This window comes from Betaproteobacteria bacterium, from assembly GCA_016720065.1.
Classification (GTDB): Bacteria; Pseudomonadota; Gammaproteobacteria; order Burkholderiales; family Rhodocyclaceae; genus SSSZ01.
Window position 1 is genome coordinate 1,152,240 of sequence record JADJXY010000002.1, and the last position, 22,192, is coordinate 1,174,431.

The window sequence follows — 22,192 nt, forward strand, 5'->3', positions numbered from 1 at the left end:
GACTTCAGCGGATCCTCTTGCGGGCTATCGCGCCCGCCACGAGAGCCAGCCCCAGCAAACCCAGGACTCCCGGCTCGGGAACCGGCTGGCCAGCGCGGGTCCCTTCCAGTCTGAACGCCGTCAGGCCAGCGGTCGCCCCCCCGACGGCATCCTGCCAAGCCCATTGCACATCGAAGCTATCATTGACGATTTCCAGCGTGGTATCGCTGCCCGTGAGCACCACGTCCGTGATATCGAGCGTGTAGCGATAGAGTTCCTGCGCATTGCCGACGTCCGTGGAACTCAGGACTCCCGTGAGGATGTTCCCGCCCAAGGCAACCGTGAAGGCATTCCCGCCAGCCGGCGCATCGAAATGGAAACCCCACCAGGTGATCGAATCGAGTGTCGCGCCCGCCAGGGAGCCGAAGCTCTGGCTATAGGAGCCCGTCGAAGCATCAGCCTGCACCCCGCCCAAGGAGGCAGAAGGCGCGCGCTCGAACAGCACGGCCGCCTGGGACAAGCCGCTGAGGGCAAGCAAGCCGACGGCGCACAGGATTTTTTTGACATTGACCGACATGACCGCTCCAGAGTTTTTTGGTATCGGCTTCCTTAAAGCAAAACCGATACCAGGAAAAACACTTCATTGCATTCATCGACTTAGCTCAATGCATGGCAGGCGACCGTAAAGAATTCCGACACCCTGGGGGCAAACATCGCCCCCAGGGATGGTCAAATGAGATTCTGATCCTGCTGCGGAACCCCCACGGCGACGAAATTGAATTCGATGGAATCGACGAGGAAATCGGAGCCATGCCGGCCTCCGACTGCATCCGTCGTCGGCCCGGTCGCGAAGCTTCCATTGGCGTTGGCGTAGCCGCCGAAGACAAAATCACTTCCGTCATAGACCCCGGCGTTGAGCTCGACCGCGACGAAATGATCCTGTCCGGTCAGCGTGACCTGCTTGCTGCCAGCAGCGGAACTGGCGTGGAAGACCGCCTCCCCGACGACGGCGCCGTTTGCATCGAGAAGCCTCAGGCGTCCGGCTTCGGCAAAGAGGCTGCCATCGTCCTGGATGAAGAAGCGCGACAGATTGACCGTCACGGCGTCGGCTTCGCCATCCAGATTGAAGCGCAGGCCTTCGTTTCCGTCGATTTCCTGGCGCACTGAACTGGTCGCCAGGGACTGGCCGCTGACCCCCAGGTCACCCGCGTAGATATCGCCCCCACTGAGCAGTTGGGGACTGAGACCACTGAATCTCACGGGCGTCCAGTCCTCCACGACGCTGGTGGAATTCGCCTTGTGAAGCACGGTCACGTCGGCGTGATTCCAGGCTGCCGCCCACTGACCCCCTGTTCCGGTCTGACGATCCGGAGCCTGTCCGATACGCACGAGATAGGGATCGATCTCGACGTTGTGGCTGCCGGCGTTGGCGTGGCTTCCATCATCGTCGGTCAGCCCCACCTGAACGGCGTAGTGGCCCGTCGCACCGTAGACGTGATTCACATTCCCGCCTGCCAGAACCGTCTGCGTGTTGCCGTCGCCCCAGTCGATCTGATAGCTGATGACGGCATCCGTACCGGGATCGGTGATCGCGCCGAGATTGAGCACGTAGTTCTGGCCCACCAGGCCCGAAGAAGCGCCCCCCACGGCGAGCGTCGGGGCCACGTTGTTCACCGTGACGCCCTGGGTCTGGTTGGTGCTGCCGCCGTCGCCGTCGTTGGCGGTGACGCTGATGGTGCGCGGGGTGGCGTTGGTCGCGCCGTCCTGGTCGTCGGCATAGACGTGGCCGACGTTCCCGGACAGGGCCGCCAGTTGGGCCGCCGTCAGGGTCTGGACGGCACTGCCGTCGCCCCAGTCGATGTCGTAGCTCAGGGGTCGGCCGCTCCTCCGGCGTCGCTGCCTTCGATGTGCAGAACGTAGCTGGCGCCTTCGTTGGTGTTGGCGTTGCCGCTGAGGATCAGGCTGGGCGCCGCGTTGTTCACCGTCAGGGCCTTGCTGCCCAGGGTGAAGGTGCCGTCTTCGTCCGTGGCTTGCACGACGATGTTGCGCGCCGTGCCCCCATTGCCGCCGTCGGCGTAGGTGTGGGTGAAGCTCCTGCCGCCGCCGCCCATTGGGCCGGCGTGAGTGCCTGGGTGCTGCCGTCGCCCCAGTCGATGCTGTAGCCCGTCCGGGTGTCCGTTCCAGGTTCGACCACCGACCCAACGTTCAGCGTGTACACACTGCCTTCGCTCACGTTGTCGGCGCCCGTCACCGCAGCCGTCGGGGCCACGTTGTTGACCTGGACCTGGAAGCTGTCGCTGGCGGTTTCGCCGGCGACGTCGGTCAGGCTGACGGTCACCGTCCGGGTGGCGTCGCCGTCACCGTAGACGTGGTTGAGGTCGAGGTTCTTGACCAGGGTGCTGCCATTGACCACCGTGCCGTCACCGTAGTCGATGCTGTAGGTCCAGCCGGCGGCGCCGCTGTCTTCGCCGTCGCTGAAGCTGAGGTTGCGGCTGAAGGTGGCGCCTTCGTCCAGCGCCGCGTTGGCGCCGGCTTCCAGACTGAGGGCGGCGGTGGCGGCATTGACCGCGACAGCCACCGTGGTGGGGTTGGCGAAGGTGCCGTCTTCGTCGCTGAGGCTGACGCCGATGGTGTAGTTGCCGGTGCTGCCGTAGGTGTGGCTGACGTTGCCGCCGCTGTTGACGGTCTGGCTGTTGCCGTCGCCCCAGTCGATGAGGTAGCTGCTCACGGTGTCGGTGCCCGGATCGGTCACCGCCCCCAGGTTGAGGGTGTAGCTCTGCCCCACTTCGACTGCGGCCGCACCGCTGAGGGCAACGGTCGGGGCCACGTTGTTCACCGTGACGCCCTGGGTCTGGTTGGTGCTGCCACCGTCGCCGTCGTTGGCGGTGACGCTGATGGTGCGCGGGGTGGCGTTGGTCGCGCCGTCCTGGTCGTCGGCATAGACGTGGCCGACGTTCCCGGACAGGGCCGCCAGTTGGGCCGCCGTCAGGGTCTGGACGGCACTGCCGTCGCCCCAGTCGATGTCGTAGCTCAGGGGTCGGCCGCTCCTCCGGCGTCGCTGCCTTCGATGTGCAGAACGTAGCTGGCGCCTTCGTTGGTGTTGGCGTTGCCGCTGAGGATCAGGCTGGGCGCCGCGTTGTTCACCGTCAGGGCCTTGCTGCCCAGGGTGAAGGTGCCGTCTTCGTCCGTGGCTTGCACGACGATGTTGCGCGCCGTGCCCCCATTGCCGCCGTCGGCGTAGGTGTGGGTGAAGCTCCCTGCCGCCGCCGCCCATTGGGCCACCGTGAGCGCCTGGGTGCTGCCGTCGCCCCAGTCGATGCTGTAGCCCGTCCGGGTGTCCGCTCCTGGTTCGACGACCGCGCCCACGTTCAGCGTGTAAACACTGCCTTCGCTCACGCTGTCGGCGCCCGTCACCGCAGCCGTCGGGGCCACGTTGTTGACCTGGACCTGGAAGCTGTCGCTGGCGGTTTCGCCGGCGACGTCGGTCAGGCTGACGGTCACCGTCCGGGTGGCGTCGCCGTCACCGTAGACGTGGTTGAGGTCGAGGTTCTTGACCAGGGTGCTGCCATTGACCACCGTGCCGTCACCGTAGTCGATGCTGTAGGTCCAGCCGGCGGCGCCGTTGTCTTCGCCGTCGCTGAAGCTGAGGTTGCGGCTGAAGGTGGCGCCTTCGTCCAGCGCCGCGTTGGCGCCGGCTTCCAGACTGAGGGTGGCGGTGGCGGCATTGACCGCGACAGCCACCGTGGTGGGGTTGGCGAAGGTGCCGTCTTCGTCGCTGAGGCTGACGCCGATGGTGTAGTTGCCGGTGCTGCCGTAGGTGTGGCTGACGTTGCCGCCGCTGTTGACGGTCTGGCTGTTGCCGTCGCCCCAGTCAATGAGGTAGCTGCTCACGGTGTCGGTGCCCGGATCGGTCACCGCCCCCAGGTTGAGGGTGTAGCTCTGCCCCACTTCGACTGCGGCCGCACCGCTGAGGGCAACGGTCGGGGCCACGTTGTTCACCGTGACGCCCTGGGTCTGGTTGGTGCTGCCGCCGTCGCCGTCGTTGGCGGTGACGCTGATGGTGCGCGGGGTGGCGTTGGTCGCGCCGTCCTGGTCGTCGGCATAGACGTGGCCGACGTTCCCGGACAGGGCCGCCAGTTGGGCCGCCGTCAGGGTCTGGACGGCACTGCCGTCGCCCCAGTCGATGTCGTAGCTCAGGGGGTCGGCCGCTCCTCCGGCGTCGCTGCCTTCGATGTGCAGAACGTAGCTGGCGCCTTCGTTGGTGTTGGCGTTGCCGCTGAGGATCAGGCTGGGCGCCGCGTTGTTCACCGTCAGGGCCTTGCTGCCCAGGGTGAAGGTGCCGTCTTCGTCCGTGGCTTGCACGACGATGTTGCGCGCCGTGCCCCCATTGCCGCCGTCGGCGTAGGTGTGGGTGAAGCTCCCTGCCGCCGCCGCCCATTGGGCCGGCGTGAGTGCCTGGGTGCTGCCGTCGCCCCAGTCGATGCTGTAGCCCGTCCGGGTGTCCGTTCCAGGTTCGACCACCGACCCAACGTTCAGCGTGTAAACACTGCCTTCGCTCACGCTGTCGGCGCCCGTCACGCTGGCCGTGGGGGCCACGTTGTTCACCGTGACGCCCTGGGTCTGGTTGGTGCTGCCGCCGTCGCCGTCGTTGGCGGTGACGCTGATGGTGCGCGGGGTGGCGTTGGTCGCGCCGTCCTGGTCGTCGGCATAGACGTGGCCGACGTTCCCGGACAGGGCCGCCAGTTGGGCCGCCGTCAGGGTCTGGACGGCACTGCCGTCGCCCCAGTCGATGTCGTAGCTCAGGGGGTCGGCCGCTCCTCCGGCGTCGCTGCCTTCGATGTGCAGAACGTAGCTGGCGCCTTCGTTGGTGTTGGCGTTGCCGCTGAGGATCAGGCTGGGCGCCGCGTTGTTCACCGTCAGGGCCTTGCTGCCCAGGGTGAAGGTGCCGTCTTCGTCCGTGGCTTGCACGACGATGTTGCGCGCCGTGCCCCCATTGCCGCCGTCGGCGTAGGTGTGGGTGAAGCTCCCTGCCGCCGCCGCCCATTGGGCCACCGTGAGCGCCTGGGTGCTGCCGTCGCCCCAGTCGATGCTGTAGCCCGTCCGGGTGTCCGCTCCTGGTTCGACGACCGCGCCCAACGTTCAGCGTGTAAACACTGCCTTCGCTCACGCTGTCGGCGCCCGTCACCGCAGCCGTCGGGGCCACGTTGTTGACCTGGACCTGGAAGCTGTCGCTGGCGGTTTCGCCGGCGACGTCGGTCAGGCTGACGGTCACCGTCCGGGTGGCGTCGCCGTCACCAGGACGTGGTTGAGGTCGAGGTTCTTGACCAGGGTGCTGCCATTGACCACCGTGCCGTCACCGTAGTCGATGCTGTAGGTCCAGCCGGCGGCGCCGTTGTCTTCGCCGTCGCTGAAGCTGAGGTTGCGGCTGAAGGTGGCGCCTTCGTCCAGCGCCGCGTTGGCGCCGGCTTCCAGACTGAGGGTGGCGGTGGCGGCATTGACCGCGACAGCCACCGTGGTGGGGTTGGCGAAGGTGCCGTCTTCGTCGCTGAGGCTGACGCCGATGGTGTAGTTGCCGGTGCTGCCGTAGGTGTGGCTGACGTTGCCGCCGCTGTTGACGGTCTGGCTGTTGCCGTCGCCCCAGTCAATGAGGTAGCTGCTCACGGTGTCGGTGCCCGGATCGGTCACCGCCCCCAGGTTGAGGGTGTAGCTCTGCCCCACTTCGACTGCGGCCGCACCGCTGAGGGCAACGGTCGGGGCCACGTTGTTCACCGTGACGCCCTGGGTCTGGTTGGTGCTGCCGCCGTCGCCGTCGTTGGCGGTGACGCTGATGGTGCGCGGGGTGGCGTTGGTCGCGCCGTCCTGGTCGTCGGCATAGACGTGGCCGACGTTCCCGGACAGGGCCGCCAGTTGGGCCGCCGTCAGGGTCTGGACGGCACTGCCGTCGCCCCAGTCGATGTCGTAGCTCAGGGGTCGGCCGCTCCTCCGGCGTCGCTGCCTTCGATGTGCAGAACGTAGCTGGCGCCTTCGTTGGTGTTGGCGTTGCCGCTGAGGATCAGGCTGGGCGCCGCGTTGTTCACCGTCAGGGCCTTGCTGCCCAGGGTGAAGGTGCCGTCTTCGTCCGTGGCTTGCACGACGATGTTGCGCGCCGTGCCCCCATTGCCGCCGTCGGCGTAGGTGTGGGTGAAGCTCCCTGCCGCCGCCGCCCATTGGGCCACCGTGAGCGCCTGGGTGCTGCCGTCGCCCCAGTCGATGCTGTAGCCCGTCCGGGTGTCCGCTCCTGGTTCGACGACCGCGCCCACGTTCAGCGTGTAAACACTGCCTTCGCTCACGCTGTCGGCGCCCGTCACCGCAGCCGTCGGGGCCACGTTGTTGACCGTGATCGCCTTGGTGTTGGACCAGGTGCCGTCCTCGTCCGTAGCCTGTACGGAAATGGTGAAATTGGCCGCGCCGTCAGCAAAACTGTGGGTGACATTGCCGCTCTGGGACGCAAGCTGGGCGGCACTGACGACCGTATTGGCCGAACCGTCGCCCCAGTTGATGGTGTAGCTGGATAGGGTGTCGGCCCCAGGATCGCTGTGACCGATATTGAGGGTGTAAACGCTGCCCTCCGGTGTCGTGGCATTCCCGGTCAGGTTGAGGGTAGGCGCGACGTTGTTGACCGTCACGTTGAGCGAACCCGCGTTGGCATGGGCGCCCTCTTCGTCCGTCACCACCACGCTGATGGTGCGATTGGCGCTTCCATCGGCATAGACGTGGTTGTAGTTGCCCAGGCTAGTGACCACTTCGGCGTTGCCGTCGCCCCAATCGATGGTGTAGCTGCTGGCGGTGTCCTGACCCGGGTCGGTGACGGCCCCCAGAGTCAGGGTATAGGTCGAGCCCTCATTGACCGTTGCGTTACCCGAAAGCGCGATGCTGGGGGCAACGTCATTCACCGTGACGGCCTTGGTGTTGGACCAGGTGCCGTCTTCGTCCGTCGCCTGGACGGTGATGGTGCGATTGGCGTTGCCGTCGAGGTAGGTGTGGGTCACGTTGCCGCTCTGGGCTGCAAGCTGCGCTGCCGTCAGCACAGTGGCTGCGCTGCCGTCGCCCCAATCGACACTGTAACTGGTGACGGTATCCGCCCCCGGATCACTGCGCCCGATGTTCAGGGTATACAGGCTGCCCTCCGGCGTGGTGGCATTCCCACCCAGGTTCAGGGTCGGAGCCACATTATTGACCGTGACGGCGAAGCTGTCGCTTCCCTGCTGGGCGCCATCGTCGTCGAGGGTGACGGAAACCGTGTAATTGGCGTTGCCGTCGGCGTAGGTGTGACCCACATCGAGCGAACTGGCGTTGAAGGTACGCCCGCTGGAGGTCGAGCCATCGCCCCAATCCACGGTGTAGAGCCTGCCCGCCGTGCCGGCGTCGGTGGGATCGGTGAAATTGATCGTCTGGACGAAGAAGCTGCCCTCGTTCACCGTACGGTCCGCACCGGCATCGACGGTGAGCACCTCGGCGGGCGCACTGACGGTGATCGCCTTGGTTTCGACGGTATTGAAGGTGCCATCCTCATCGACCAGGCTGACTCCGATGGTCTTTGGGCCCACGCCGGTATAGCTGTGGGTGACCTGCCTGTTGCCTGGCAGGCTGCCCGCCAGAATGGTCTGGATACCGGAGCCATCGCCCCAGTCGATGCGGTATTCGCTCACCGTATCGGTACCGGGGTCGAAGACATTGCCGAGGGTCAGCGTATAGACCTGATTCTGCTCGACACTGGTGTTGCCCGACAGGCCGAGGTCCGGCGCCACATTGCTCACCGTCATCTGGAAGCTGCCGTTTTCGACGCTGTTGGCTTGCCCCTGGCTGTCGTTGGCGGTGACGGACACCGTATAGACGCCGTTGTCGGCATAGGTGTGGCCGATATTGAGCAGGCTCTGGCTGGTGTTGTAGACCGAGTTGGCCGAGCCGTCGCCCCAATTCACCGTGACCTGGACAGTGTCCGGATCCGGGTTGCCGAGGGTCAGGGCATGGGTGAAGAAACTGCCTTCCGAAGCGGTACCGTCGGCCCCCACACCGAGGCCCGGCGCATCATTGACGTTGGCCAGGTTGATGTTGGTATGGACCGGCGTCGAGGCGAAGGAAACCCCGTCGCTCCCCGTCCAGGCGAACTGGTCCAGCCCGAAGAAGTTCAGATTGCCCTGATAGGTCAGCTTGTTGGCCTGCAGGTCGGCCAGGCTGATTTCCTGTCCCGGCACGATGGCCACGCCATCCAGCTTGACCGTGCCGCTGGCCGGCAAGGTGGTGATCTTGATGGCAGCGAGGTTCTGGCCTTCCGGATCGTTGAAGCCGGAAATGAACAGGGCGGCGGTCAGGACCAGTGAGGCATCTTCCTGGCCATTGACCGACACGTCACTCAATACCGGCGCGGTATTGCTGTAGCGCTGCAAGTGGATTTCTTGCGTGTTGTTGCCGCCGTCGGGCAGGCCGTCCCCGTTGCCGTCGCCGGAAGAGACGTGGGAACTGTAGGCCACGACGAAACCACCGTCGGCCATGCTGGCGACGGTCGGTTGATTCTGCGTGCTGTAGGTGTAGCTATTGACCCGGGTCTGTCCGTCGAGCTGACGTCCGGCGGAGTCGTACTGCTGCATGAACACTCCGGAACCGCTGCCGTCGGAACCGCTATCGTCGGTCCAGGTCACCACCCAGCCGCCGTTTTCCAGGGCAGTGACGGCCGAATCGTGCTGGTTGCTGGAAGTCGTCGTATTGACCCGGAACTCGGTGCCAACCGGGGCTCCCGCCGCATCGTAGCGCTGGGCGAAGACACCGTAACCGCTCAAGTCCTGACTCGTCGAGGTCCAGGTGACGATATAGCCGCCGTCCTTGAGCGCCGCCACGTCCGGATTGAACTGGTCGCTGCTGATGGTGGTATTGACCTTGAACTCGCTGCCCAGGGCCCCGCCGCTGGCGTTGAAATGCTGGGCGTACACCCCGGCGGAACTTCCATCCTGACCGTCCGAGCGCCAGGTCACCACGAAGCTGCCGTCACCCAGCACGGCGATGGCCGGCTCGTACTGGTAGGTCGGACTGGCGGTTGGCGTGTTGGCCTTGATCTGGCCGGTGGTCGCCACGCCGGCGGCGGTGTATTCGCGAATGTAGATATCGCCGTAGCTGCCGGTACCCGACGCGTCGAAGTTGTCGTTGTACCAGGTCACGGCGAAGCCACCGTTGTTCAGCGCTGCCACGTCGGGCTGGTACTGGCCGCCAGGGGTGCTTTCGTTGACCCGGAACTCGCCCCCCTGGGCGACACCGCTGGCGTTGTAACGCTGGGCATAGACGCCGGCGCTGGAACCGTCCTGGTTGTCGGAGCGCCAGACGACGACGAAGCCGCCGCCGGTCAAACCCACCACCTGGGGTTCGTACTGCGTCCCGGTGACAAAGGTATTGACCTTGAATTCCGACCCGACGGCATTGTTGTCGGCATCGTAGCGCTGCCCGTAGACCCCGTAGCTGCTGGTATCGGCCCCGCCCTGATCGGTCCACACCACCACGTAACCACCGTCGGAAAGATGGGCGATCGAGGGTTCCACCTGATTGCCGGCGACGGTGGTGTTGACCGTGCGCTCCAGCCCGGTGGCGACCGCGCCATCCACCGAGGGCGTCACGTTGAGGGTGATGAAATGGGCGTCACTGGCCCCACCGTCGCCGTCGGTCAGGCGCACGGATACCGTACGGCTGGTGAAGGGGTTGCTGGCCGTATTCTGGTAGGTGAGGTTTTCGATCACCGACTCGACGCCCTCCACCGTGGCGTTGGCATTGAAGACCACCACCAGCTTGCCGTGGTTGGCGCCATTGGCGGTGATGGTGCCGATCTGGACGCCGCTGTAAAACACGTTCAGGCCGGAGACGCTGACCTGGGTGGGCCCGTTGCCCTCGCTGCGGATGCCCAACTGATCCTGGTTTTCCAGGCCCTGGAAGCCGAGCTGGTCCTGGCCGCCGTAGCCGCTGATGTAGTCCACCTCCAGCCGTCCGCCGTCGAAATTGGCGGAATCCGGATCGAACAGGCCAATCCCCGCGTCGATGACCTGGGGCGTGAGGTTCACATCGTTCTCGACGAAGGTGACGCTGCTCGCCAGATCGACGATGAGGGGAGCCGTCTGGCGGGAGAAATCGGCCGGGTTGCCAAAGAGCCGCTGGAAGATGCCATAGGTGTTGGCGCTGGCGTCATCCTGATAGTCCTGCCAACTGATGACGAAATTACCGTTGTTCAGCCCCAGGACCACCGGCTCTACAGCCCAGTTGTTGTCCTGGACGTCGACGCGGATCTCGCCATCCACCGCCACGCCGGCGGCGTTGTACTGCTGGGCGTAGATCTGGCTGCCGTTGCTCCAGGCGACGACGAAGCCGCCATTGGCGAGGGCCGTCACCGAAGGTTGCTGCTCGCTGCTGGCGGTGGTGGTATTGACCCGGAACTCGCTGCCCAGGGGTGTGCCGTCGTTGGCGTAGCGCTGGGCGAAGACGCCCGTGCTGCTTCCACCATCCTGGAAGTAGGAAGTCCAGCTCACCACGAAGCCGCCCCCGGTCAGCGCCGCGATGCTCGGCTCGTACTGGTGGTTTTCCGTGAAGGTATTGATGCGGAACTCGCTGCCCAGGGTCGTACCGTTGGCCGCGAAGCGCTGCCCGAATACCCCGGCATTGCTGCCATCCTGGCTGTCCGAGCGCCAGGTGACGACGAAGCTGCCGTCGTTCAGCAGGGCAATGGAAGGCTCGTACTGGGCACTGCTCTCGAAACCCGTGCTGCTGTTGGCCCGGGTTTCCGCCCCCTGGGGCGAACCGTTGTTGTCGAAACGCTGGAAGAAGACGTCTGCGCTGCGACCGTCCTTGGAGCCGTCGGAATACCAGGCGACGATGAAACCGCCGCCCGGGACGCTGACCATGGTCGGTTGATACTGGTTGCTGGTCGTCGTGGTATTGACGATGAAGTCATTGCCCACCTGCAGGCCGTTGGCGTCGTAACGCTGGCCGAAGAGCCCGTAACCACTGCCGTCGCGCCCATCCTGGTCGCTCCAGACCACCACGAAGCCCCCGCCAGCGAGGCTGGAGACCACCGGCGTGACCTGATCATTGGGGGTGTAGTCATTGACCTGGAACTGGTTGCCGACCGCCACCCCCTGCGCGTTGTAGCGCTGTCCGTAGATGCCAAAACCCCAACCGTCCTGGCCAGCGGACTGCCACACGGTCACGTAGCCGCCGTCGGCGAGACGCGCCATGGCCGGAGCGTACTGCTGGTCCGGGGTGTAGGTATTGACCACTTCCTCCTCATACAAGGCTTGGGCACCGTCGTATTCGGGCGTGACGTTGATCTCCACCACGCTGGGCACGCTGGCCCCGCCCGCCCCGTCGCTGACCTGAATGCTCACCGTGCGGGAGGGCACCGGATTGGAATAGGTGTTGGCATAGGTCAGGTTCTCGATCACCGCTTCGATCGCCACGGCCGTGGCATTGGCGTTGAAGGTGATGATGAGGTCGTGGCCATTGCTGCCATCGGAGGTGATGCTGCCGATGGCCGTTCCGCCGTAGCTGACAGTGCTGCCGGAAATCCCCACCTGCCCCGCTCCGCTCCCCTGGTGGCGGATGGCAAAAACGTCCTGCAGTTCAGGATTCTGCGGCAACTGGGCCTGCTCGATGCTGCCGTAGCCGGAGATGACGCTGACCACCAGTTGTCCGCCGTTGAAGTTGGCGGAATCGCTGTCACTGAGCCGCACCGCGCTGTCGATCAGTTGCGGCGTGGCATTGACCAGGTTTTCGCCGAAGGTGACGCTGGACACCACGTCCACCAGTTCCGGCGCCGCCGAGCGGGTGATGGAACCCGCCGTACCCATGATCTGGCTGAAAATGCCGTAGGTACTGGCGGTGTTGCTTTCCTGGTTGTACCCCGCCCAGGTGACCACGAAGTTGCTGCCAGAGAGCCCGGCGATGTCGGCGTAGTACTGGGTGCTGGCGATGGTGCTATTCACCAGGGTCGGGCCGTCGATCTTGGTGCCGGCGGCGTCGAATTGCTGGACGAAGATGTCCTGGGCGCTGCCACCCGCACCACCATTCACGTCCCAGGCCACCACGAAGCCGCCGCTGTCCAGCGCCGTCACCCGGGCGAAGTTGTTGGAGGCCGCCGTATCGACGGTGCTGACCTGGAATTCGCCCCCGGCCTTGGCCCCGGCCGCATTGAAGCGCTGGCCGTGGATGTGGTTGTCCGCCGACCACCATACCGCCACGTAGCCGCCTCCGCTCAAGGCCGCCACGTCGTGGCCCGACTGCTGACCGCTCACCGTGGCGGTGGCCACCTGCTCGACCGCCGCAACGCTGCCGTCGGCATTGAAGAGCTTGGCAAACACGCCGTAGCCGTCGCCGTCGTTGCCGCTGGCATCGCCGTAAAGGGCGACGAACTGCCCTCCCCCCAGGGCCGCCAGCCGCGGGTTGTACTGGGTGCCGGTGGTCGTGCTGTTGAGGGTGAATTCCGCCGTCAAGAGGTTGCCGCTGGCGTCGTAGCGCTTGGCCAGCACGTCGTAGACGTAGCTCGACGAGGCGTTGCTGTAGTCGCTGCGGTAGGCGACGACGAAGCTGCCGTCCGAGAGCCCCACCACAGCCGGCTCGTATTGGTTGCTGGTGGCGCTGGTATTGGCCAGGAACTGCCCCCCGACCTTGGCCCCGCTGGCGTTGTAGATCTGCGCATAGACGCCGTAGCTGGAACCGTCGAGTCCGCTCTGGTCGGTCCACACCACCACGTAGCCGCCGTTGGCCAGGGAAGTGACTTCCGGCTCGGCCTGAGCCCCCAGGGTATTACTGTTGACCTGGAACTCGGCCCCCACCGCAGCGCCCTTGGCGTCGTAGCGCTGACCGTAGATGCCGTAGCTGGCTCCATCCTGGGCGTTGGAGCGCCATACCACCACGTAGCCGCCGTCGTTGGCCCCCTGCAGGCCGGCCACCACCGGAACGTGCTGCTCGTCCGCCTCGTAGGTGTTCACCTGCCGCTCACCAAACAGCTTTACCGCACCGTCCACTTCCGGCGTGACGTTGATCTGCACGGTGCGCGGCGCGCTGGCGCCGCCGGCGCCGTCGCTCACCTGAATGCTGATGAGGCGGGTGCTCGCGGGGTCGGTCGAGGGATTGGCGTAGGTCAGGTGTTCGATGACCGCCTCGACGGCCTGAGCCGTCGCGTTGGCGTTGAGATTGACCACCAGATTGGCGCCGTTGGCACCATTGCTGGCGATGGTGCCGATCACCGTGCCGCCGTAGCTGACGTTGCTGCCCGACACCCCCACCTGCCCAGCGCCATTGCCTTCGTTTTGGATGGCGATCTGATCCTGGTTGAAGGGATGATCCGCCTGGTTCTGGCCCGCCGGGATGCTGGCCACCACCAGTTGCCCGCCGTTGAAGCTGGCGGAATCGGTATCGGTGAGCTTGACCGCACTGTCGATCAGTTGCGGCGTGGCATTGACCAGGTTTTCGCCGAAGGTGACGCTGGACACCACGTCCACCAGTTCCGGCGCCGCCGAACGGGTGATGGAACCCGCCGTGCCCATGATCTGGCTGAAGATGCCGTAGGTGTTGGCGGTGTTGCTTTCCTGGTTGTACCCCGCCCAGGTGACCACGAAGTTGCTGCCAGAGAGCCCGGCGATGTCGGCGTAGTACTGGGTGCTGGCGATGGTGCTATTCACCAGGGTCGGGCCGTCGATCTTGGTGCCGGCGGCGTCGAATTGCTGGACGAAGATGTCCTGGGCGCTGCCACCCGCACCACCATTCACGTCCCAGGCCACCACGAAGCCGCCGCTGTCCAGCGCCGTCACCCGGGCGAAGTTGTTGGAGGCCGCCGTATCGACGGTGCTGACCTGGAATTCGCCCCCGGCCTTGGCCCCGGCCGCATTGAAGCGCTGGCCGTGGATGTGGTTGTCCGCCGACCACCATACCGCCACGTAGCCGCCTCCGCTCAAGGCCGCCACGTCGTGGCCCGACTGCTGACCGCTCACCGTGGCGGTGGCCACCTGCTCGACCGCCGCAACGCTGCCGTCGGCATTGAAGAGCTTGGCAAACACGCCGTAGCTGCTGCCGTCGTTGCCGCTGGCGTCGCCGTAGAGGGCGACGAACTGTCCTCCCCCCAGGGCGGCCAAGCGCGGGTTGTACTGGGTGCCGCTGGTGGTGCTGTTGAGGGTGAATTCCGCCGTCAACGGGTTGCCGCTGGCGTCAAACCGCCGGGCCAGCGCATTGTCCCCGCTGAGATAGGTGGCATCCTTGTAGTCGCTGCGGTAGGCGACGACGAAGCTGCCGTCCGAGAGTCCGACCACCGACGGTTCGTACTGGGTGCTCGTGGTCGTCGTGCTCGCCAGGAACTGCCCCCCGACCTTGGCCCCGCTGGCGTTGTAGATCTGCGCATAGACGCCGTAGCTGGAACCGTCCAGACCGCTCTGGTCGGTCCACACCACCACGTAGCCGCCGTTGGCCAGGGAGGTGACTTCCGGTTCGACCTGAGCCCCCAGGGTATTGCTGTTGACCTGGAACTCGGCCCCCACCGCAGCGCCCTTGGCGTCGTAGCGCTGACCGTAGATGCCGTAGCTGTCGCCATCCTGGGTGTAGGAGCGCCACACCACCACGTAGGAACCGTCGTTGGCCCCCTGCAGGCCCGCCACCACCGGGACATGCTGCTCGTTCGCCTCAAAGGTGTTCACCTGCCGCTCGCCGAAGAGTTTCACCGCACCGTCTATTTCCGGCGTGACGTTGATGACCACCTGGCTGGCGGTACTGGCGGTGCTGGCACTGTCGCGCACGACGATGGAAATCGTGCGGCTGGCGTTGGGGCCGTCCGACGTGGTCTGGTAGCTGAGATTCTCGATGACCCGCTCGATGGCCTGATCGGTGGCGTTGGCGTTGAAATTGATCACCAACTGGTCACCGTTGGCACCGGTATCAGCGGCATTGATGGTGCCGATGACCGTGCCGCCGACGCTTACATTGCTGCCCGAAACACCCACCTGACCGGCCGCGTTGCCCTCGTGGCGAATGGAAAGTTGATCCTCGGCCCGGCCGGTGCTGGAAACATAGGAGACCGTGAGGCTGCCGCCGTTGAAGCTGTTGGCGCCGCTGTAGACCAGCTGCACGGCGGAATCGAGCACGACGCCCGCCTGGGCCTGGGTTTCGCCCAGGGTGACCAAGGGGGCCACGTCCTGGAGGTCCACGGTCGTCGGCGTGACGGTCGCCTGGATACGGACCAGCACGTCGGAGGACTGACTGGCGCCGCCGTCGCCGTCGAAGAGGCGGAAGCCGATATAGCGGTCGGTCTGGCTGGCGCCCGGCACCGTATTCACGTAGGTGATGTTTTCCACCAGGGCCCGGGTGGCTGCGGCGTCGGCGCTGGCATTGAGGCTCACCACCAGGTTGGTGCCGGCAGTACCCCCGCTGAAAGTCCCGATAGTGACCCCGCCGTAGCTGACATCGCTGCCGGAAACGCCGATCTGGCCGGCGCCGGTTCCCTGGTTGCGCACGGCGACGGTTTCATTGGCGTGGCTGACCGCCGTGCCGTCGAGGAATTCGACGATCAGGCTGCCCCCGGCGAAGTTGGCCGAATCGCTGTCGCTGACCGCCACGTCCGTGTCGATGACCTGGGGATTCCCGGCGTAGTAGGGCGAGGCCAGGGTATAGGAGAAGTTGCGCTGGACGAGCAGGTCCCCGAGCACCGGGCTGGCCTGGCGCGGCATCTCGGCGCCGTTGCCAAAAATCTGCTGCACGACGTCGTAGGTGTTGTTGCCGCCGCTGGCCGAAGTGGCGTAATCGACATAGGCCACCGCGTAGTTGCCGTTGCCGAGGTCGGTGATGACCGGCTGGTATTCGGTGCTGTTGCTGGCGGATTCGAGCTTGCGTTGCCCGTCCACGGCGTTTCCGGCGGCGTCGTATTCGCGGATGTAGACGTCCGACGACGTCCCCGTGCCGCTGAGGTCGTAGTTGTCGTTATACCAGGTCACCACGAAGCCGCCCGTGGACAAGCCGGTGACATCGGGCTGGTACTGGCCCCCGTTGGTGGTTTCGTTGACCAGGAATTCGCCACCCACCTTGGTGCCGGCGCTGTCGAAACGCTGGCCGTAGACGCCGGCGCTGGAACCGTCCTGATTGTCGGAGCGCCACACCACCACGAAGCCGTTGTCGGACAACATCGCCACCGTGGCTTCGTACTGGGCCCCGGCGGTCTCCGTGTTGACCAGGGTCTCGGCCCCGAGCTTGTTGCCCGCCGTATCGTGGCGCTGGGCATAGACCCCGTAGCTGTTGCCGTCGGCGCCGCCCTGATCGACCCACACCACGACATGGCTGCCGTCGGCGCGCGCCGCGACATCGGAGTCGGCCTGGGTGCTGCTCACGGTCGTGTTGACCCGGCCCTCCGGCCCCACCTTGACGCCGAGGTTATTGAAGCGCTGGGTATAGACGTCGTAGCCACTGCCGCCCACATTGCCGTTCGAGGTCCAACTCACCACGTAGCCGCCGCCATAGGACGCGACGCTGGGCTGGTACTGGGTGCCGGCGGTGAAGGTATTGACCAGAGCCTCGCCCCCCAGGGCGACACCAGCGGCATCGTAGCGCTGGGAATAGACCCCGTAGCTATTGCCGTCGAGACCATTGGTATCGGTCCACACCACGACAAAGCCGCCATCGGACAATCCGGCGACCGTGGGTTCGTTCTGGGATCCCGTGGTGCTGGTATTGACCCGGAATTCAGGCCCCACGGCAACGCCCGAGGCGGTGAAGCGCTGGGCGTAGACGCCGTCGCTGGCACCGTCCTGGCTTGGGGAAACCCAGGTCACCACGTAGCCCCCGCCGCTCAGGGTGGCGATGGCCGGCGCATCCTCATGACTCGGCGTGTAGGTATTGACCTGTTCCTCACCGTAGGCCGTCGGGGTACCGTCCAGATCCTGGGTGATGTTGATGGTGAGCGAATTGGTGTTGCTGCTGCCGCCGTCGCCGTCGGAGACCCGCAGGCCCAGGGTGCGGCTGGGGTTGGGGCTGGAGTCGGGGTTGGCATAGCCCAGGCGCTGGATGAGGGCTTCCACCGCTTCCACCGTCGCGGCGTTGCTGGTGAAGCTGATGACCAGGTTGGCGCCGTTGACGCCGCCGCTGATCGTGCCGATGGCGGTGCCGCCATAGCTCACCGTGCTGCCGGAAACACCGATCTGCCCGGCGCCGGTGCCCTGGTGGACCACGCCCAGCTGGTCTTCGGCACCGCCGTTCTGGGTGTAGTAGAGATCGAGCCGGCCCCCGTTGAAGTTGCCGGAATCCGGGTCGCTCAGACCGACCGCCGCATCGATCACTTGCAGGCCGCCATTGACCGCGTTTTCAGCGAAGGTGACGGTGCCGATGAAGTCGGCCAGCGTCGGGCTGGCCGAGCGGGCGAGTTCCGTGGTGTCGCCGAAGAGTTGCTGGTAGATGCCGTAGGTGTTGGGGGATTCGGCTTCGTGGTTGAGGCCGCTCCAGATCACCGAGAAGTTGCCCTGCCCCAGATCCACCACAGACGGTTCGAATTCAGTACTGGAGGTGTTGCTGTTGACCTTGCGCTCGCCGTCCACCGCCACGCCGGCGTTGGTGTATTCCCGGATGTAGACGTCGCTGGTGCTGCCGGCGCCGCTGATGTCGTAGTTGTCGTTGTACCAGCTCACGACGAAGCCGCCCGAGGACAGGGCGGTGACGTCGGAGATGTACTGGCTGCCGTTGGTTTGCTCGTTGACCTGGAATTCGCCGCCCAGTTTGTTGCCGCTGGCGTCGAAGCGCTGGGCCATCACCGCCCAGCCGCTGGGGTCGTTGCTGTCCGAGGGCCAGACGACGACGAAAGTGCCGTCGGAGAGCGCAGCGACGGTGGGGACGTAATCTCCGTTGGGGGTTTGGCTCTGGTTGCCGCTGGTCGTCGTGTTGACCAGGAAGCTGCTGCCGAAGGTGTTGGCCACCGGGTTGTAGATGCGGCCATAGACGCCGTAGCCGCTGCCGTCGTTGCCGCTGCTGTCGGTCCACACGACCACCACGCTGCCGTTGCCCAGGGTGGCGGCGTCGGGTACGTACTGGGCACCGCTCTGGGCGGTGCCGCCCGCCACCACGGTGCTGACCAGGGTTTCCGGGCCGATCTTGGTGCCGGTGTTGTCGAAGCGTTGCAGGTAGATGTCGCTGCCGTTGGACCACACGCCGGTAAAACCGCTGGCGTAGGCGGCGACGTTGTCGTGGTACTGGGTGCCGCTGGTGGCGGTGTGAATCTGGAATTGCGCGCCCTGGGCCACGCCGGACGCGTTGTAGCGCTGACCGTAGACGCCGTAGCCGCTGCCGTCGTTACCCACATCCTGCCAGGTAATGACGTAGTCGCCCGTGGTCAGCCCGGTGATCTGGGGCCAGTCCTGGGCGCCTCCGGTCAGACTGTTGACCCGGAATTCGGCACCGATGGCTTCGCCATTGTTGGCGTAGCGTTGCGCATAGACGCCATCCCCGGAGCCATCCTGGCCCGTGGACACCCAGGTCACCACATAGCTGCCGTCGGTGAGCTTCGCCGCCGACGGCCATTGCTGATAGTTGGGCGTGTAGGTATTGACCTGCTCCTCACCGTAGGCCGTCGGGGTACCGTCCAGATCCTGGGTGATGTTGATGGTGAGCGAATTGGTATTGCTGCTGCCGCCGTCGCCGTCGGAGACCCGCAGGCCCAGGGTGCGGCTGGGGTTGGGGCTGGAGTCGGGGTTGGCATAGCCCAGGCGCTGGATGAGGGCTTCCACCGCTTCCACCGTCGCGGCGTTGCTGGTGAAGTTGATGACCAGGTTGGCGCCGTTGACGCCGCCGCTGATCGTGCCGATGGCAGCGCCGCCATAGCTCACCGTGCTGCCGGAAACACCGATCTGCCCGGCGCCGGTGCCCTGGTGGACCACGCCCAGCTGGTCTTCGACCGCTCCGTTCTGGGTGTAGTAGAGATCGAGCCGGCCGCCGTTGAAGTTGCCGGAATCCGGGTCGCTCAGACCGACCGCCGCATCGATCACTTGCAGGCCGCCATTGACCGCGTTTTCAGCGAAGGTGACGGTGCCGATGAAGTCGGCCAGCGTCGGGCTGGCCGAGCGGGCGAGTTCCGTGGTGTCGCCGAAGAGTTGCTGGTAGATGCCGTAGGTGTTGGGGGATTCGGCTTCGTGGTTGAGGCCGCTCCAGATCACCGAGAAGTTGCCCTGCCCCAGATCCACCACAGACGGTTCGAATTCAGTACTGGAGGTATTGGTATTGACCTTGCGCTCGCCGTCCACCGCCACGCCGGCGTTGGTGTATTCCCGGATGTAGACGTCGCTGGTGCTGCCGGCGCCGCTGATGTCGTAGTTGTCGTTGTACCAGCTCACGACGAAGCCGCCCGAGGACAGGGCGGTGACGTCGGAGATGTACTGACTGCCCGGGGTTCGTTCGTTGACCTGGAATTCGCTGCCCAGTTTGTTGCCGCTGGCGTCGAAGCGCTGGGCCATCACCGCCCAGCCGCTGGGGTCGTTGCTGTCCGAGGGCCAGACGACGACGAAAGTGCCGTCGGAAAGGGCCGCCACGGTGGGGGCGTAGTCACCATTGCCACCGTTGCTCTGGCCGCCGCTGGTCGTGGTATTGACCAGGAAGCTGCTGCCGAAAGTGTTGGCCACCGGGTTGTAGATGCGGCCATAGACCCCGTTGACGCTGCCGTCGTTGCTGCCACTGTCGCTCCACACGATCACCACGCTGCCGTTGCCCAGGGTGGCGGCGTCGGGTACGTACTGGGCACCGCTCTGGGCGGTGCCGCCCGCCACCACGGTGCTGACCAGGGTTTCGGGCCCGATCTTGACGCCGGTGTTGTCGAAGCGTTGCAGGTAGATGTCGCTGCCGTTGGACCACACGCCGGTAAAGCCGCTGGCGTAGGCGGCGACGTTGTCGTTGTACTGGGTGCCGCTGGTGGCGGTGTGAATCTGGAATTGCACGCCCTGGGCCACGCCGGACGCGTTGTAGCGCTGACCGTAGACGCCGTAGCCGCTGCCGTCGTTACCCACATCCTGCCAGGTAATGACGTAGTCGCCCGTGGTCAGCCCGGTGATCTGGGGCCAGTCCTGGGCGCCTCCGGTCAGACTGTTGACCCGGAATTCGGGGCCCAGGGCCTCGCCATTGTTGGCGTAGCGCTGCGCATAGACGCCGTCCCCGGAACCGTCCTGACCCGTGGACACCCAGGTCACCACGTAGCTGCCGTCCGTCAGCTTCGCCGCCGACGGCCATTGCTGCTGATTGGGCGTATAGGTATTGACCTGCTCCTCACCGTAGGCCGTCGGCGTGCCGTCGACTTCGCGCGTCACGTTGATGGTGACCACCCCCGGCTCGCTGGCACCACCGTCGCCGTCATAGACGCGCAGCGCAACGGTCCGGCTGGCCTGAGGACTGCCCGAACTGTTGGCGTAGGTGAGGTTCTGGATCAGTTGCTCCACGGCGTCGACCGTGGCGCTGGCGTTCAGAGTGACGACCAGGGCAGCGCCGTTGCTGCCCCCGCTGATCGTACCGATGACCTGGGCGCCGCTTCCGTCGTTGAAGGTCACGTTGCTGCCTGAAACGCCGATCTGCCCCGCGCCGCCGCCCTGGTTGCGGACGCCGAGCTGGTCTTCGGCGCTGCCGTACTGGATGAACGCCAGTTCGACGCGGCCCCCGGCAAAATCGGTCGAATCCGGGTCGATGAAGCTGACGGCGGCGTCGATGACCTGCGGCGTGGCATTGACCAGGTTTTCCCCGAAGGTGACGGTGCCGGCAAAGTCCGCCAGGTAAGGATCGCCTTGACGGGGAAGTTCGGCGGCGGTCCCGAAGAGTTGCTGGTAAACACCGCCGCTGCTGCCGTCCTGACCTTCGGACCGCCAGACGACGACAAGATTGTCGCTGCCCAGGTGGGCGATGGCGGGTTCGTTCTGGACACCGGTCGGAAAGGTATTGACCTTTTGCTGCCCCGTCGTCGCGACACCGCTGGCGTCATACTCCCGAACGTACACGTCCGCGGTCGTCCCGCTGCCCGACACGTCGTAGTTGTCGTTGTACCAGGTGACGGCGAAGCCGCCGTTGGCCAGGGCGGTCACGTCGGGCTGATATTGCCCCCCATTGGTGGACTCGTTGACCCGGAATTCCCCTCCCACCACAGCACCGCCCGCGTCATAGCGCTGGCCGTAGACGCCGGCACTGCTGCCATCCTGGCTATCGGAGCGCCAGACCACCACGAAACCGCCACCGACCAGCGTCGTCACGGAAGGCTCGTACTGGGCACCGCTCACAAAGGTATTGACCTTGAACTGGCTGCCGGCGGCGACGCCGGCGCTATCGTAGCGCTGGGCGTAAACCCCGTAGCTCGAACCGTCGGTCCCGCTCTGGTCGGTCCACACCACGACGAAGCTGCCATCGGCGTTGGCGGCGATGTCCGGGTCGTTCTGGTTGCTGCCGGTCGTGGTATTCACGCGGAACTCGGGGCCAAGGGCGGCACCGGCGTTGCTGTAACGCTGCGCATAGACGCCGTAGCCGCTGCCATCCTGGCCATTGGAATACCAGGTGACCACGAAACCGCCGGTGTAGGCCGCCACGCTGGGCGTCCCCTGATCGGCACTGATGTAGCTGTTGACGCGGAATTCGCTGCCCTGAGCCACGCCGCTGGCGTTGTAGCGTTGGGCATAGACCCCGTAGCTGGAGCCGTCCGTGCCGGACTGATCGGTCCAGGTCACCAGAAAACCGCCGTCGGAAAGGCCCACGACGCTCGAATCGAGCTGATGGCCGGCCGTGGTGGAATTGACCCGGAATTCCGGGCCGGTCGGAATCCCCAAGGCCGTATAGCGCTGGGCATAGATGCCGTAGCTTCCCGCTGCATCCTGAGTCAGAGAGGTCCACACGACGACGTAGCCGCCGCCGGTGAGTGCCGCGACAGCGGGGTCACTCTGGTCGCTGTCGGTATAGGTGTTGACCTGATCTTCGCTGTAAATTTTGGCCATGCTGGTCTCCTCTCAGGGTTCTGGATGCCCGTGGCGGGCAATCGGGCACGACGAATGCAATAAGCAGACCACTGACGTAGAATCAACGACCTCACGCCGGGGGGTCAAAATATTCCCCAGAGTGTGTAAAATTTCTCGACACCGCAAGGGGCTGCCGCTCTACTACTTTGGTCATAACCCGGCTCCCGCAGCGCTACCCCGGCCATTCCTCATGTCATTACGCAGCACTC

Annotated in this window: 7 protein-coding genes; all 7 read right to left on the bottom strand. The window is 65.4% G+C overall.

Features of this window, described 5'->3' with window-relative positions; all coding sequences use genetic code 11:
• Positions 1–4: 4 nt before the first annotated feature.
• Positions 5–556 carry a PEP-CTERM sorting domain-containing protein gene (locus IPM73_08585; GenBank protein ID MBK8918084.1) on the bottom strand — a complete coding sequence of 184 codons (552 nt, stop codon included), beginning with the start codon at positions 554–556 and terminating at the stop codon, positions 5–7.
• A 152-nt stretch (positions 557–708) separates the two neighbouring features.
• Positions 709–1,644 (bottom strand): PKD domain-containing protein, encoded by a 936-nt coding sequence (locus IPM73_08590; GenBank protein MBK8918085.1) that lies wholly within the window; start codon positions 1,642–1,644, stop codon positions 709–711.
• 203 nt (positions 1,645–1,847) lie between these two features.
• On the bottom strand, positions 1,848–2,015 hold the full coding sequence (locus IPM73_08595) for a hypothetical protein (GenBank protein MBK8918086.1): 168 nt from the start codon (positions 2,013–2,015) through the stop codon (positions 1,848–1,850).
• Complete coding sequence (locus tag IPM73_08600; GenBank protein ID MBK8918087.1) at positions 1,964–2,806, bottom strand: PKD domain-containing protein; 843 nt, start codon at positions 2,804–2,806, stop codon at positions 1,964–1,966. Before IPM73_08600 ends, IPM73_08595 begins: the two co-directional genes overlap by 52 nt.
• A gap of 203 nt (positions 2,807–3,009) precedes the next feature.
• On the bottom strand, positions 3,010–5,115 hold the full coding sequence (locus IPM73_08605) for a PKD domain-containing protein (GenBank protein ID MBK8918088.1): 2,106 nt from the start codon (positions 5,113–5,115) through the stop codon (positions 3,010–3,012).
• Between the two features lie 132 nt (positions 5,116–5,247).
• Entirely contained in the window at positions 5,248–5,739 is a 492-nt protein-coding gene (locus tag IPM73_08610) for a PKD domain-containing protein (protein MBK8918089.1), read from the bottom strand.
• Between the two features lie 203 nt (positions 5,740–5,942).
• Positions 5,943–21,962, bottom strand: coding sequence for a hypothetical protein (locus IPM73_08615; GenBank protein ID MBK8918090.1), 16,020 nt, complete (start codon positions 21,960–21,962; stop codon positions 5,943–5,945).
• Positions 21,963–22,192 lie beyond the last annotated feature (230 nt).